Consider the following 15,737-nt stretch of genomic DNA (forward strand, 5'->3'; position numbering starts at 1 on the left):
TCAATCATAAATAAGTATAAATGGTTGTTTAGTAGATGTTTCTGGTTTTTAACAAACCGAAACTATTTTGCACTGTTTAATAATTTAACAGCTAAAGAAGCAGAAAGGTTTAACCAATTTTGATTAAAAAAGGATATAAACATCCTTGATTTTGCTAAAATCGAAAATTGTTTTGTCTATGGTGGTTGTATGTTGTTTTTCAGCAGTGTTTTTACATAAGTAAAAACAGATGATGGTTGTTGTATTTTACTTGTTTTTTCTATGTGTACACGTGGCACTTGCTTGATTTGTTGGCATCAGCAACATATCATTCACATTTACATGTGGCGGACGAGTAATTATAAATTCAATAGCCTCTGCCACATCGTTTGCGTATAAAGGTGTCAGGTCTTTATAAACGTCATCGGCTTTTTTCTTATCACCGTGGAATCTTACCGTGGAAAATTCTGTATCGACCATTCCCGGAGAAATGCTTGACACTTTAATGCTATATGGAAGCAGGTCAATTCTCATTCCCTTGGTTAGAGCCTGTACGGCGTGTTTTGATGCGCAATATACATTCCCATTGGCATAAACTTCAACGCCCGCTATGGAACTAACATTGATAATGTGTCCTGATCTTCTCTCAACCATTCCGGGAGATACAAGACGACTAATATAGAGAAGTCCTTTAAGATTGGTATCAATCATTGCTTCCCAATCATCCAGTTTTCCATTATGAATTGGATCAAGGCCGGAGGCAAGTCCTGCGTTGTTAACCAGGATATCTATCTTTAACTCCTCAGCAGATAATTGGTTCCATGCATCCTCAACCTCTTGCTTTTTACGTATGTCAAAAGCGAGAGTAGTAATGGATACGCCTTTTAATTCTAATTTCTTTTGTAAAGTTGTCAGTCGTTCCCTTCTTCGTCCTGTAATGATTAGGTTGTAGCCCAAATCGGCCAGTTTTATTGCTGTGGCTTCGCCAATTCCGGAGGTCGCTCCGGTAACGAGTGCTCTTTTTCTCATAAACGTATATTTGATGAATGCATTTGTATTGTGACCGAATTTTATTATTTTCAACTACGAATTTAGTTGCATTTATATTATTGTCAAAGCAACATTGCTTACATTTGTGACTGGAATACTATTTTTAAAACATCAGCTATGTCCATTCAGGAAACAACAATTCATGATGCCGAATCCTTTAATTTAACATCTGAGGAATTCGCACAAATAAAATCAATATTGGGTAGAACTCCGAACATAATCGAATTGGAGATTTTTTCAATTCTCTGGTCTGAGCATGCCAGTTATAAAAACTCCTTGAAGTGGCTTGAGATTCTTCCTGTAAAAGGAGACGGGGTTGTTGTTGAGGCAGGAAAAGAGAGTGCAGGAGCAATTGATATAGGAGACGGACAGGTATGTGTCTTTAAAGTAGAGTCTCATAACCATCCATGTGCTGTACAACCAAGACTTGGCGCTTCTACCGGATTAAGAGTGGTTACCCGGGATATTTTTACCATGGGAGCAAAGCCTTTGGCTTTTCTTGATTCTTTGCGATTTGGAAATGGCGTGAGGGACACTGCCCGATGGTTGTTTGAAGAGGTGATTACCGGACTTGCTGATTTTGAAAAAGGGTTTGGTGTACCTGTTGTGGGAGGAGAGGTGTTCTTCTGCGATGCCTTTAATTCAAGCCCCATTGTCAATAACATGGTGGTAGGTGTTGCCAACAAGGAAGACCTAATCTCTGCTGTTGCTAAAGGTAAAGGAAATTTGATTGCTGTAGTAGGCGTTTCAACAGGAGATGATGGCATTGATGGAGATGCATTTGCTGCTGATTTTATCACCGACAATGGAGTTAAAGGGTTATCACTGGACAGATTGAAGAATGTTGAAGTTGAAAAATCACTTTATAAAATTATTCGAAAACTGATAGAAAAGAAACTGGCAATCGGCGTTCAACCGATTGGTGCACAGGGTATTGCGGGTGCTGTGACTGAGATGGCTGCTCGCGGAAAGTCAGGGGTTAAAGTGACCACCGCCAACATTCCTTTGCAGAACCCCGGGTTATCTCCCCGTGATATCCTGATCTCCGAAACATGGGGAAGAATGTTGGTGTGTTTTGAGCCGGAGCATAAAGAACAGATTGAATCAATTGCCAGAAAGGCCGGAGTTGAATTTGGAGTTATTGGAGAAGTAACGGATGACGGACTATTCAATCTTGTTGAAGATAGTGAGTCTCTAATAAGTATTCCTGTGGATTATTTAGGTCTTGGAGGAAAGGCACCAATATATGAGCCCGAATATGAACTTGATGGGAAAGAGGTCGTTATTTGTGATTTGGAAGAACTTCCTGAGCCTGATCACTATCCGGCTGTGGTAAAACAAATGATGAGTTCGTTAAACCTGGTGTCAAAAAAATGGTTGAGTAAGAAATTTTCGAAATCTCTTCGTCCACAGGCAATGAGTAGCAAATATCCTTCCGATGCATCTATTATTGAAGTGGAGCATAATGGTAAGGCATTGGTAGCCACTATGGATTGTAATCCTGGTTACATGACAACTGATGCATACAAGGGTGCACAGATTGCTGTTGCTGAAGCTGCAAGAAATATAGTTTGTGCCGGAGGAAAACCATTGGCCGTATCTGATTGTTTGAATTTTGGTAACCCAAACGAGCCAAAGGCTTATGGAGCCTTTGTTGCTTCTGTGAAAGGAATAGCCGAAGCCTGCAAACTGTTCAATGTTCCGGTTATAAGTGGGAATGTGAGTTTTTACAACCAAAGATCCATCGATGGGCAAATTGTTCCCATCACCCCATCACCAATTATCGGAATGGTAGGGCTCTTAAAGGATTCAGCAAAGCACACCACATTAACGTTCAGACATAAAGGGGACATGATCTTTTTGGTAGGGCGGTCACGAAATGATGTAAACGGATCGGAATACATCAGGAAAGTTCACCGAGTTAATGTTTCGCTACCTCCTTATTACGATCCCGAAGAGGAGCGAGAATTGCATCAGGTTGTTTCAGGGATGATAGAGGCCGATCTGGTTCGGTCTGTACATGATGTTTCAAATGGCGGACTTTTCTTTACCCTTTTGGAGTGCGCTACTCCATTGGAGTTTGGGTTTGATATAACCACTGATGCAGAAATCAGAAAGGATGCGTTTCTTTTTGGAGAATCTCAAAGCAGGGTAATTGTTTCTGTTTCTGCCGAAAAGCAGGATATGTTTGTGGATTACATGGTTGAGCAGGAGTTTCCGTTTTCAATTCTCGGGCATGTAACAAAGGGAGAGGTTCGTATTGATGATGAGTCGTACGGATATGTAGATGAGTTGAAAAAAGTGTTTGAAAGCCAGTTGAAAAGCTGGGTAGAAGGGAAATAGAAAAGAAATGGATATAGTTCCGTATACTCAACAAAGGGGCACAAAAAAAGAACAGGTTACATACATGTTCAATAAAATAGCCCCTCAATACGACTTGTTGAATCATTTATTCTCATTTGGAATTGATAAAGACTGGCGTCGAAAGGTTGTTGACGAGGTAAAAAAAACTAAAAATCCAGTTATCCTTGATGTAGCAACTGGTACCGGTGATTTGGCTTTAGCTCTTGCTGCCAGTCGTCCTACAGCCATTCATGCCATCGATATTTCTCCGGGGATGCTTAATATTGCCAGGAAAAAGGTGTTAAGCCGAGGTTTACAAAACACCATTATGCTAACCGAAGCCGATTCAGAAGCCATCCCCTTTCCGAATGGTAAATTTGATGTGGCCACAGTGGCTTTTGGTGTCAGAAATTTTGGTAACTTGAATCTTGGATTGATTGAGATTAACCGGGTACTTAAACCCGGCGGAAAAATCATCGTATTGGAGTTCTCCAGGCCAAATGTTTTTCCCATGAAGCAATTTTACCGATGTTATTTCAATCGACTGATTCCGTTTTGCGGAGCTCTTTTTTCCAAAGACAGAGAGGCTTATTCATACTTGTCGGCCTCCGTTATGGCCTTCCCCGAGGGTGCAGAGTTTGAACAGGAATTGATGATGGCTGGTTTTGATGACATAAAGACTCATAGACTGAGTTTAGGTATTGCTTCAATTTATATTGCAACGAAGTCTTTGCAATAATATCAGTGATTATTCGTTTTATTCGCTAAACCATTATGTTTTTTTGATATCCGACTTCAGATGAAGAAAGTTGTTTCCATAATCCTGTTTATCCTGGTGTGTTTCGCATTGGCTGCGCAGCCATCAAAAAGAAGGGTGCCAAACTTGCCTTCTTTTGATGATCGTCATCTGAACTTTGGATTTCTGATCGGGTTAAACACTATGGATTTTAGAGTGGTTCATGCAAATCCATCTGATGTGACAGGAACGGAGATGAGATATGCCGATGTAGTAAATCTCAACCCGGGAATTAATATCGGTATGGTTACAAGCTTCAGGCTCAATCAGTACCTGAACTTGCGATTGTTGCCGGGAATCAGTTTTGGTCAGCGAGATTTACACTTTATCAGCAATGATGGAGAAGAAGACAGATGGCCCCTTGAGGTTAAGTCAACTTTCATTGAATGCCCCATTCTCATAAAGTTCAATGGTGCCAGAATGACCAATGCAAAACCATATCTGGTGGCCGGCGTTAATCCCCGTTTCGACCTTGCCAAAAGTAAAAAGGACGGGATATTAATGCGTCCTTTCGACCTCTACTGGGAATTAGGTGCGGGAATCGACTCCTATATGAGCTACTTCAGATTTTCTACCGAATTGAAAATTTCTGTGGGCATGTTGAATGTATTAAGTCCGGAAGGAACCGGAGAGCCTGAAGATGTTCTATACACAAATGTTTTGGACAGGCTAACATCCCGCATTTTTGTTCTCACCTTTTATTTCGAGTAAACCATCAGTTTTTTGATGTCTTAACGGTTATTTAGTAAAGACGCTGATATATTTATAAGGATAAATCAATCCGATATGATATATTTGCAAAAATGTCGTTTTTTAGTTTATCACTTCTGATTCTTCATAATTTGAAGATCAGCATCAATCCCTGAGAGGATTGACTCGATGATCTAACGCTCTGTAGTTAATGAAAAAAGAGGTTGTACTCAGAATTACTCCCCAGGAGGCTTATGATGATGCTAAGGTGTTATCACTTATCGCATCTGCTTTGAAGGTGAAGCCTTCAAAAGTAACAGGATATTACATTCGTAAACGTTCAATTGATGCACGACGTGCGCCAGTCATGATACAACTTCATATCATGGCCTGGGCCAATGCGCCAATGATAAAACCAGAAATGGCCTCTTTTGATTACCCTGATGTCAGCCGTTCGCCTGAGGTGATTATTGCAGGAGCCGGCCCGGGAGGGCTTTTTGCTGCGTTGAGGTTGATTGAACACGGTTTAAAACCAATCATACTTGAAAGGGGAAAGTCCGTAAGCGATCGAAAAAGGGATGTCGCCTTGCTCAACCGCAACCATCCGGTTAATCCTGATTCCAACTATGCTTTTGGCGAAGGTGGTGCAGGAACTTTTTCTGATGGAAAACTTTATACCCGAAGCACTAAGCGAGGAGACTTTAAGCGTTTTTTGGAAATATTATGTTTTCATGGTGCTCATCAGGATATTTTAATAGACGCTCATCCTCACATCGGTACAGATAAATTGCCAGGAGTTATTAAAAACATCAGGGAAACAATTATTAATGCAGGGGGCGAAGTTCGTTTCGAAACCAAAGTAAAAGACCTCATCATTGATGGTGATACGGTGTGTGGAGTGGTTACTTCTAACGATGAGAAAATTTTTGGGGAAGCTCTTATTTTGGCCACCGGACATTCAGCTCGCGATGTTTATGAGATGCTGCATTACAGAGCAATTAAACTGGAAGCAAAAACTTGGGCAATGGGCGTCAGGGTGGAGCATCCTCAGCATCTGATTGATCAGATACAGTACCATTCACCCGAGGGAAGAGGAGAGTATCTGCCAGCTGCATCATACAACTTTTCCTGTCAGGTTGAAAATCGTGGTGTTTATTCGTTTTGCATGTGTCCGGGTGGAATTATTGTCCCTGCAATGACAGGAGAACAGGAGATGGTCGTTAACGGGATGTCGGCATCGGGACGAAATTCTCCTTTTGCCAACAGTGGAATGGTCGTGGAGATTCATTCTCAGGATCTGGACGGATATAAAAAGCACGGTGATTTGGCCGGGCTGGTTTTTCAAAAGGAGGTTGAAAAACTGTGCTTTGTGAACGGAGGAAAGAATAATGTTGCTCCGGCGCAGGGATTGGTGGACTTTGTGAATGGAAAACTATCATTTGATCTTCCTGAAACATCATACATTCCGGGTGTGATTAGTGCTCCGCTGCACTTCATTCTTCCAGAAATAATCTCAGCAAGGTTGCGTGAAGGATTCAAAATGTTTGGTAAATGGGCCAAAGGGTTTCTCACTGACGAAGCCATTGTTTTGGGGACAGAAAGCCGCACATCTTCGCCTGTCAGAATTCCGAGAGACTCTTCAACTCTCGAACACATACAGATCAAGAAACTTTACCCATGCGGAGAAGGTGCCGGTTATGCCGGAGGTATTGCTTCTTCTGCACTTGATGGCGAGCGCTGTGCCGACATGGTTGCGCGCTCTTTGGGACTTGTTAAGGATTAGGCATCATAAGTCGCCTTCTGAATTCGGAACAGATAATTGCTGTGGCAACTCCTGCATTTAACGATTCGGATGTTTTTTCCCCTCCGGGATATGATGGAATGGATATTCTACCGGTTACCAGATGGTCAACCTCCGGACGAATGCCATTTCCTTCGTTACCAATGATGATCAGGCACCCCTCGGATAACTCCGAGTGATAAAGATTGTTGCATCCCGGATAAGTTCCATAAACGGGGTTTTGCGTCTCATTTTTATATCTGACAATAAACTCCGGCAAGTCAGTGTAGTGAACGGGAACCCTGACGGCAGAACCCATAGTGGCTTGTACCACTTTGGGATTGTAAAAGTCGGCAGTGTCGATACTGCAAACAATATGCTCTATCCCAAACCAGTCTGCAATTCGTATGATGGTGCCAAGGTTTCCTGGGTCTTGTATCCCGTCGAGAATTAAAACTGTTTTATTTTGAATGGCACTATTATTGAGATGATATTTAAACTGAGGAAACAGAGCTAAAACGCCTTTGGGCGTTTTTAGAAACGAAACAGATGATAGTTCATTGCGTGAAACGTGAATTAAATTCTCCGTTATCAATTCGGGATTATCAGGTAACCAATCGTCTGACACAATAAGTAAATGAGGAACTATACCCGCTGATATGAATTCGTTCACGGTTTTGTTTCCTTCAGCCAAAAAAAGTCCATGGAGGTCACGGTATTTTTTTTGCCCCATAGAGGCAATCAGTTTCTTTTGGGATTTACTTAGCATCATCATTTTTTTTACCTTTGTTTGCAAAAGTAATAAACTGTAAATGATATTCAGAACAGATAGAGCAAACCTGCTTGTTTTTTTTATTTTTATTTTGTTTGTGCTTCTGCCGGGATGTCGCAGCACGAAGTACGTTCCCGAGGGGGAACGTTTACTTACGCGCGTACAAATCAGAAATGATGCCAGGGATATTTCCCGTGATGATCTGCGGGGATACATCAGGCAACAGGAAAATCTGCGAATTCTCGGATTTTGGAAATTGCACCTTGGTATTTATAATTTGTCAGGGCGCGATGATTCAAAGGGGTTTAACAGATGGTTACGCCGCATTGGAGAAGCCCCGGTTATTTATGACTCAACATTGGTTGATCGTTCAGTTGATCAAATGCAATTGTTTTTAAGAAACAGGGGGTACTATCTTGCAGAGGTTTCTGATACCGTAACTTTTCCAACCCGTAGACGTGCCAGAGTAAAGTACACGGTTGAATCTGGTCCGCGCTATCGGTTAAACAATGTTTACTACAGAATTGATGATGACAGCATCCGTCCATACGTTTTAAGCGATACTACAAACACCTTTTTGCGTCGGGGGCGCGGTTTTACAGTTCAGATGCATAATCAGGAAAGAGACCGAATAACTGAAAACCTAAGGAATAACGGGTTCTTCAATTTTTCCAGAGAATTTATCTATTTTTTAGCGGACAGTTCAGTTGGGAACCACAGAGTGAATGACACATTGGTTATTATACCTCCTCCTCAAAATATGTCAGGTAGAACAGAGTCGGGAAACCATGCCCGATATTCCATCAGAAATGTATTTTTTCAGGTTGGTATAGACCCCCAGGAGAGATCAATTGATGGAATTCGTCCTGATTTTCAGGCTGACACTTTGTTTTACCAAGGGTTCTATTTCGTGTTTGAAGATGAACTGGACTTTAAGCCGGAAGTTCTCCTAAACAGTAACAGCATCATGCCGGGAGGGTTATTTCGCAGTAGTCAGGTTGAAAGAACTCAAATATTGCTGAGCGATTTGCGCATATTCAGATATATCAATATCCGTTTTAGGGAGCTTGAAGGGGAGTTTGACGAGCATGGGAATAAAATTCTGGATTGTGTAATACATGTGGTACCTGGTAAATATCAGTCATACGCTCTTGAGGTTGAAGGAACCAACTCATCAGGAAATCTCGGTGCTGCGGGTAATATCAAGTACCAACATAAAAATATTTTTAATGGAGCCGAACTATTTACTCTCAATACCAGGGTAGCCAGGCAAAATCAGTTCGTAATGCGCAGCGGTAGCAAAGAGCAGTTCAATACCATGGAGTTTGGAGCAGAGGGTTCGGTCGTATTCCCGCAGTTTTTGCTTCCTGTCAGGATTGAAAGGTTCAGACAAAGATACAATCCGAAAACAACCATTGCCGCTGCATATAACTATCAGCGACGACCAGATTATACACGCACAATTGTAAATGCTCGTATGGGTTACACATGGCGTGCTTCCAGGTATAGTACACATTCATTCTTCCCATTGGACTTCAATCTTGTTAATATTCCCAGTGTCAGCGATGCTTTTAAAGCCATTATTGATGAGTCGTTTCTGCGTTATGCATATGAAGATCACCTCATTGCCAACCTCAACTATACCTATATCTTTAATCAGCAGGAAATTGGTCAACGATGGCGCAATTTCTGGTATTTGAGATTGTCACTTGAATCTGCAGGGAATATCCTTGATCTGATGGCTCCTTTATGGTCTGAAAATATGCAGGATGGGTATAATACCATTCTCGGGATAAGGTATGCACAATATTTGAAAGCGGACATAGACGTCCGCTACCACAGTCCCATTGACAGATACACATCTCTTACCTACAGGTTTTTTGGAGGAGTAGGAATTCCTTACGGAAACCTTAATGTACTGCCATTCGAAAAAAGATACTTTTCCGGAGGAGCCAATAGCATAAGGGCCTGGCCCGTAAGGGGTCTGGGGCCTGGTTCTTCGTCCGATGACCGATTAACATGGTACAACCAGACCGCTGATATTAAACTAGAGGCCAATGTGGAATATCGTTTCCCATTATTTTGGCTTCTGGAAGGAGCATTGTTTGTTGATGTGGGAAACATCTGGGGCATTCGTCCTGAAGGTAGTATGGAGGATGGCCTTTTTGAGTTTGACCGTTTTTATCGTCAACTTGCTGTCGGCACAGGGTTTGGTACGCGATTTGACTTTAACTACTTTATTTTCAGAATTGATACTGGTCTGAAACTTCGGGATCCGGCAGAGCTTTCTGGTGACAGATGGATTCCTTTTTCCAGAAGCTATAATTGGAATGATGTCGCATTTAATTTTGCCATTGGATATCCTTTCTGAAAATGGGACGATTTTATGCCATTGGTTTAGTCAGTGGACTTTAATTTTGGGGAAATCTCAGTCGAACGGGGCTAGGGGTAAGCGAGGGAGATAATTCAGATTTGAATTGACACTAGTTAAGAAACAAAAAGGAGTTTCCATAACGGAAACTCCTTTTTATATTTTCTAAAATGATTTGATTAAGCTTTTCCGGCTGAACCTAAAACATTTTTGTTTTTGTGCATATATAACTCCTTTAAAGCATCACGAGCAGGTCCAAGATATTTTCTGGGGTCAAACTCACCTGGATTTTCTGCCATTACTTTGCGAACGGCAGCAGTCATTGCTAAACGGCCGTCTGAGTCGATGTTGATTTTGCAAACGGCTGATTTTGCCGCCTTACGCAATTGCTCCTCAGGAATTCCAACTGCAGCTTTAATGGCTCCACCGTTTTCATTAATGGTATTCACATGCTCCACTGGAACTGAAGATGCTCCATGAAGTACAATTGGGAATCCGGGGATTCTTTTTTCTATCTCTTCAAGAATCTCGAACTTCAATGGGGGAGGAACCAAAACTCCATCTTCGTTTTTGGTACACTGCTCTGGTGTAAATTTGTGAGCTCCGTGAGAAGTTCCGATAGAAATAGCCAGTGAGTCAACTCCGGTACGTTTAACGAAATCTTCAACCTCTTCAGGGCGTGTATAAGTAGACTCTTCTGCAACAACGTCGTCTTCAACGCCGGCAAGAATTCCTAGCTCTCCCTCAACGGTTACACCTTTAGAATGAGCGTACTCAACTACTTTTTTGGTTAACGCTATGTTCTCTTCGTATGAGTGGTGTGAACCATCAATCATAACAGAAGAGAATCCGCTGTCGATACACTCTTTGCAAAGCTCAAAAGTATCGCCGTGGTCTAGATGCAAAACGATAGGAATTTCACATCCAAGCTCTTTTACATATTCAACCGCTCCTTTAGCCATGTTTCTGAGTAAAGTTGCATTGGCGTATTTACGGGCACCTGACGATACCTGAAGAATAACCGGTGATTTGGTCTCTACACAAGCCATTAAAATTGACTGAAGCTGCTCGAGGTTATTGAAGTTATATGCCGGGATGGCATAACCTCCGGCAACGGCTTTTGCAAAAAGCTCTTTGCTATTTACAAGACCTAATTCTTTGTAACTTATTGCCATTTTTCTATTGTTTAATTATTGGTTTTACGTGTGATATCAATGGTCTTATACCCAATGATAATTCTACCGCAAAAGTAGTGAAACCTTCTCACTTTTACAATTTTTCTTCTAAAACTGAAAGTTTCTTGAGATTTTATAACTAAAATTTAACTTTGCACGAGAAATTTTAACCTGTAACACCATACAATTTTCTTTTTTTGAAATTAAATTTGGCTCACAAAGTCAAATCTAGAATATTATTGTACCATATAAAGATATTATGACAAAGCTTGATCAGACCAACAAACGGGATAATTTTACGGGGCTATTTGGAGTCATCGCTGCTGCAGCAGGATCTGCAATCGGGTTAGGGAACATTTGGCGGTTTCCATATGTTTTGGGCGACAATGGGGGAGGTGCTTTTCTTTTACTCTATCTGGGATTTATCATTACCATATGTGTTCCTGTTATGTTGTCTGAGTTGCTCATTGGCCGAAAGGCTCAATTGAGTATTTTTGGAGCATTTCGAAAGCTCGCTCCCGGATCTTTGTGGTGGATTATTGGTTTAATGGGGGTTGCTGCTTCCTTTATGATTCTTTCTTTCTATGCGGTTGTGGCAGGGTGGACTCTGGAGTATGCTTTTTTTGCACTAAAAAACCACTTTGCAGGAATGACCCCTGCCGAACTTAAACATACTTTTGATTATCTCACAGGATCTACTTGGCGGCCGGTTGTTTTTATGCTCATTTTTATGTTTATAACTGCCATTATTGTCCAGTCCGGGATAAAAAAAGGAATAGAGCGCTACACCAAAATTTTAATGCCGCTTTTACTCGTTATTATTCTCGTATTGTGTGTTAGGTCGCTAACTTTGGATGGAGCCTCTGCCGGATTGGAATTTTTGTTTAAGCCTGATTTTAGCGCTATAACCACAAATACGGTCATGATGGCACTGGGGCAAGCATTTTTCTCTCTGAGTCTTGGAATGGGTGTCATGGCAACATATGGTTCTTACATAAAAAAAAGGGAGAGCCTTGGTAAAACTGCTGTTTTTGTAACCATTACCGATGTATTCATTGCAATTCTTGCCGGAATTGCCATATTCCCCGCTGTTTTTGCTTTTGGTTTGCAGCCGGGACAAGAGTCGTTGGAAGGTCCCGGCCTGGTTTTTATGATTCTACCCGGAATTTTTAATCAAATGGCCGGAGGTTATTTTTTCTCTGTTTTGTTTTTCTTCTTACTGGTAATAGCAGCACTAACCTCCTCTATTTCGCTTATGGAAGTGGTTGTGGCTTACTTTGTGGAAGAACTTAAAATTAAACGGGTAAAAGCCACGTGGATTGCTGCTGCCAGCATGTCTTTTCTGTCTGCATTGTCAGCTGTTGATGGTCGCATATTTAACTTCTTTGAAAATACTTCGTCTAACATCCTGTTACCATTGGGTGGTTTATTAATCGTGATTTTTGTAGGGTGGTTCCTTGGGAAAAAGATTGTACGGGAGGAGCTTGAAGCTGATGGAAGAGTAGCATTTTACTTCAGGTTATTTGTACCTGCCATTCGTTTTTTAGCTCCCATTGCAATAGCCATGGTGTTTTTGAATGCTTTGGGAATAATAAGATTTTAAAAAATTGACTTTTTGCAGGGCACTTTATATTTTGCATCTAAAAAAAGATGTGGAAAGATTACCTGTCCCTAACTCGGAATGAACAACGTGGATTTATTATCCTGGTAGCAATAATCCTTATCCTTCTGGTATTTAGGATTTCAATGCCTTTGTTATATAAACCCAATACCAGTTTATTAGTTGTATCAGATTCAATCCCGCTGAAAGTTATTTCGATTATACCTCATGCTTTTGATGAGCAAATTGAACGAGCCTATTTTGCTTTTAACCCAAATGAGATTGACATTGACGACTTATTGCGTCTGGGGGTAGATCGTCGGACTGCAAACAATTGGGTCAGATTTCTGGAAAGAGGTGGCAGGTTTAATGAGCCTACCGATGTTGGGCGGGTGTATGGAGTGGAAGAGGATCTGTTAAACTCTCTTTTACCTTATATCGAAATTCCAGCTCCTTTGATGCCTCAACAACAATCTTTAAGTGAGAATATTAATTCTATACGCACATTGGATCTGAATCGAACTGCACCCGAATTATTGGAGGAAATAGGATGGAGCCAATCCATGATTGACTCCTTTACCAATTGGCAATCCAGCCACTGGTTTCCGACCAGATACGAGCTTCAAAGAGTGGAGTCCTGGACCATTGATTCCTTAATTATTCTAATACACCCCACATTAATTGCAAAACAGGAACGACACACTTCCGTAATGGATGATTTACGAATCAGCATCAATCTCGCCGATACAGCTCATTGGCAGTTGCTGCGAGGAATTGGGCCGGTTTTGAGCCGCCGCATCGTAGCCTATCGCCGTGCATTGGGTGGGTTTGTGGACATTAATCAGATATCTGAGGTGTACGGCATTTCACCCGTTTTATTTAGCGACATCAAACCCTATCTTGTTTTAGATACCATTGTTGTTAACCCAATAAACATTAACACAGCATCGGTTCGACAACTCAGGGAGCATCCCTATCTCAGTTTTTTTCATGCCAAAGAGATTGTCGATTACAGACAGAAAAACGGAAACATCCGAAATTTAAACGAAATTGAGACATTGAAAGAGTTGAGTGATTTGTCCTGGGAAAGGATGCGTTTTTATTTATGTTTAGGTGTTGATAATGAGTGATTATAAAAAAATATGCAGAAATATTTGCCGCAATGCGGAAACTTCCTTTTCTTTGCATTCTGAAAAAACGCACGTAGGTGCATTTTTTTTCAAATAACAGATTGAACTATTACATATTAATCGTATCTTTGCAAGCCAAAAAAATTAAAAACAAATTGCTATGATAGTAGTACCTATTAAAGAAGGTGAAAACATTGAGAGAGCTTTGAAGAAATTCAAAAGAAAGTTTGAAAAAACCGGTACCATGCGTGAACTGCGTTCACGTCAGGCTTTCACCAAACCTTCTATTGTAAAAAGAGAACAAAAAAAGAAAGCAATTTACATCCAGCAATTGCAGCGCGAGGAAGAATAGAGATTGCAACATATTTTTTTGCATGAGATGTCTTATTTTTCTCCTTTTTTTTCCTTATATTCGTAAGGAGAGAGGGGACAAATAAGACATTTTTTGTAAATGCAACATATAGAGGGTTTTCTACATTATCTGGAGTTTGAGAAGCGCTGCTCACGACATACATTAACCGCTTACCATGGCGACCTGAAGCAGTTTTTTAGCTTTATGGGCGGCTCAGATATTCACTTGCTCTCAAATGCCGGACGTGCCCATATCCGAAAATGGATCGTGGAGATGCATGAATCCGGAATGTCTTCTAAAACCATACATCGTAAAATTTCGTCCATCAAATCTTTCTACAAGCATTTGCAAATAGAAGGACTGGTAGAGAACAATCCAGCGTTAACTGTTAATCTTCCAAAGATTCCCAAAAAGTTGCCTGTGTTTGTTAAAGAAACCGAGATGACAACCCTTCTTGATATGGTCGATTTCGGATCAGATTATGAAGGTGTGCGAAACAAGTTGGTGTTAGAATTGTTTTATGGTACAGGGATGCGTCTAACGGAACTAACCGAATTGAAAGTGCGCGATGTTAATCTGAAAACCGGTTTGGTAAAGGTGCTTGGGAAGCGTAGTAAAGAACGATTAATCCCTCTCACAAATGAATCCATATCGCTGTTTAATACGTATTATAAAATAAGGAATGAAACTTTTGGAGAGAATTATTCTCCATGGTTGTTTCTGACTGCCAAAGGAGAAAAAATCTATAGCAAACTTGTTTATCGAATTGTTAATAGTTCTCTGAAATTGGTTACAACCATAGACAAGAAAAGTCCGCATGTTTTGCGACATACATTTGCCACGATTTTATTAAATCGTGGTGCCGATTTAAATGCCATAAAAGAACTTCTGGGTCATGCCAACCTGAATGCAACCCAGATTTATGCACATAATACTTTTGAGAAGTTGAATGCTATTTATAAACAAGCTCATCCGCGAGCTTAAAACTAAGGAGGAGTAATTATGAACATTACTATTCAATCAGTACACTTTGACACTGCCGATCATCTTGAGCAGTTCATTCACCAGAAAGTAGGTAAACTGGAACAGTTTTTTGACGGGATTCTGGGGGCAGAAGTCGTATTGCGTCTGGACAAATCAGAAACGCTTGAAAACAAATTGGCGGAGATAACCCTCGACATTCCGGGGAATAATTTGTTTGCCAAAAAGCAAAGCAAATCTTTCGAAGAATCTGTTGATTCTGCCTGCGAGGCGCTTCGTAAGCAATTGGTAAAAAGAAAAGAAAAAATTAAAGCCAAATAAGCACTAAAAGAAAATTAAAAAAGAAGACAATATTTTGTGTTGTTTGAAAAATATTTTACATTTGCACACCATTTTTAGTGTGTAATCTGAAATGTAAGTTATACAATAGGCTGGTTATCAAAGGTGATCAGCCTATTGGAATGAAATAACGGTTGGTTTTTGTGAAAATTTATCAGGGGATAACATTCAGTTAACCAATGATATAATTAGAATTCATAAGAAATCAACGAAAATGAGCAAAGCCTGTTAAATAATTTATAATGCTCTTTTAGAGATTTTTTCCTATAAATGCATTAACTTTGTAGGCTTTGAAATTATTGCGGGAATAGCTCAGTTGATAGAGCATTAGCCTTCCAAGCTAAGGGTCGCGGGTTTGAGTCCCGTTTCCCGCTCAAAA

13 protein-coding genes and 1 tRNA gene are annotated in these 15,737 nt (G+C 40.7%); 11 read left to right on the forward strand and 3 right to left on the reverse strand.

Annotation, left to right across the window (positions count from 1 at the left end):
* Window positions 1-246: 246 nt before the first annotated feature.
* Complete coding sequence (locus EV194_RS04575; protein ID WP_132432564.1) at window positions 247-1,008, reverse strand: SDR family NAD(P)-dependent oxidoreductase; 762 nt, start codon at window positions 1,006-1,008, stop codon at window positions 247-249.
* 138 nt (window positions 1,009-1,146) lie between these two features.
* On the opposite strand from EV194_RS04575, the gene purL reads away from it, so the two are divergent.
* The 4 genes from purL to EV194_RS04595 all read left to right on the forward strand — a co-directional run bounded on the left by purL (window position 1,147) and on the right by EV194_RS04595 (window position 6,641).
* On the forward strand, window positions 1,147-3,372 hold the full coding sequence (purL, locus tag EV194_RS04580; protein ID WP_132432566.1) for a phosphoribosylformylglycinamidine synthase subunit PurL: 2,226 nt from the start codon (window positions 1,147-1,149) through the stop codon (window positions 3,370-3,372).
* A 7-nt stretch (window positions 3,373-3,379) separates the two neighbouring features.
* Complete coding sequence (gene ubiE / locus EV194_RS04585; RefSeq protein ID WP_132432568.1) at window positions 3,380-4,111, forward strand: bifunctional demethylmenaquinone methyltransferase/2-methoxy-6-polyprenyl-1,4-benzoquinol methylase UbiE; 732 nt, start codon at window positions 3,380-3,382, stop codon at window positions 4,109-4,111.
* A gap of 60 nt (window positions 4,112-4,171) precedes the next feature.
* Window positions 4,172-4,879, forward strand: coding sequence for a type IX secretion/gliding motility protein PorT/SprT (gene porT / locus EV194_RS04590; RefSeq protein ID WP_132432570.1), 708 nt, complete (start codon window positions 4,172-4,174; stop codon window positions 4,877-4,879).
* Between the two features lie 190 nt (window positions 4,880-5,069).
* On the forward strand, window positions 5,070-6,641 hold the full coding sequence (locus EV194_RS04595) for an NAD(P)/FAD-dependent oxidoreductase (RefSeq protein WP_132432572.1): 1,572 nt from the start codon (window positions 5,070-5,072) through the stop codon (window positions 6,639-6,641).
* On the opposite strand, the gene EV194_RS04600 is transcribed toward EV194_RS04595, so the two are convergent.
* On the reverse strand, window positions 6,631-7,407 hold the full coding sequence (locus tag EV194_RS04600; RefSeq protein WP_132432830.1) for a TrmH family RNA methyltransferase: 777 nt from the start codon (window positions 7,405-7,407) through the stop codon (window positions 6,631-6,633). The genes EV194_RS04595 and EV194_RS04600 overlap by 11 nt on opposite strands.
* Window positions 7,408-7,450: 43 nt before the next feature.
* On the opposite strand from EV194_RS04600, the gene tamL reads away from it, so the two are divergent.
* Window positions 7,451-9,781, forward strand: a complete 2,331-nt coding sequence (gene tamL, locus EV194_RS04605; RefSeq protein ID WP_132432574.1) for a translocation and assembly module lipoprotein TamL — start codon at window positions 7,451-7,453, stop codon at window positions 9,779-9,781.
* Window positions 9,782-9,960: 179 nt separating this feature from the next.
* Here the strand turns inward: tamL and EV194_RS04610 are convergent, their stop codons facing one another.
* Window positions 9,961-10,956 carry a class II fructose-bisphosphate aldolase gene (locus EV194_RS04610; protein WP_132432576.1) on the reverse strand — a complete coding sequence of 332 codons (996 nt, stop codon included), beginning with the start codon at window positions 10,954-10,956 and terminating at the stop codon, window positions 9,961-9,963.
* 259 nt (window positions 10,957-11,215) lie between these two features.
* On the opposite strand from EV194_RS04610, the gene EV194_RS04615 reads away from it, so the two are divergent.
* The 6 genes from EV194_RS04615 (at window position 11,216) to EV194_RS04640 (ending at window position 15,732) form a co-directional block, all read left to right on the forward strand.
* A complete protein-coding gene (locus EV194_RS04615; protein ID WP_132432578.1) occupies window positions 11,216-12,559 on the forward strand; it encodes a sodium-dependent transporter in 1,344 nt (447 codons plus the stop codon).
* A gap of 47 nt (window positions 12,560-12,606) precedes the next feature.
* Window positions 12,607-13,686, forward strand: a complete 1,080-nt coding sequence (locus tag EV194_RS04620) for a helix-hairpin-helix domain-containing protein (RefSeq protein WP_132432580.1) — start codon at window positions 12,607-12,609, stop codon at window positions 13,684-13,686.
* A 160-nt stretch (window positions 13,687-13,846) separates the two neighbouring features.
* The gene (gene rpsU, locus EV194_RS04625) at window positions 13,847-14,038 is read left to right on the forward strand and encodes a 30S ribosomal protein S21 (RefSeq protein ID WP_079556524.1); all 192 of its coding nucleotides are present in this window, start codon (window positions 13,847-13,849) and stop codon (window positions 14,036-14,038) included.
* Between the two features lie 99 nt (window positions 14,039-14,137).
* The gene (locus EV194_RS04630; RefSeq protein ID WP_132432581.1) at window positions 14,138-15,022 is read left to right on the forward strand and encodes a tyrosine-type recombinase/integrase; all 885 of its coding nucleotides are present in this window, start codon (window positions 14,138-14,140) and stop codon (window positions 15,020-15,022) included.
* Between the two features lie 18 nt (window positions 15,023-15,040).
* Window positions 15,041-15,340, forward strand: a complete 300-nt coding sequence (gene hpf / locus EV194_RS04635; protein WP_132432583.1) for a ribosome hibernation-promoting factor, HPF/YfiA family — start codon at window positions 15,041-15,043, stop codon at window positions 15,338-15,340.
* A gap of 319 nt (window positions 15,341-15,659) precedes the next feature.
* Window positions 15,660-15,732: transfer RNA gene (locus tag EV194_RS04640), tRNA-Gly, on the forward strand.
* Window positions 15,733-15,737: the final 5 nt, after the last annotated feature.

The sequence above is a fragment of the Natronoflexus pectinivorans genome (assembly GCF_004345615.1).
GTDB classification, from domain to species: Bacteria; Bacteroidota; Bacteroidia; order Bacteroidales; family Marinilabiliaceae; genus Natronoflexus; species Natronoflexus pectinivorans.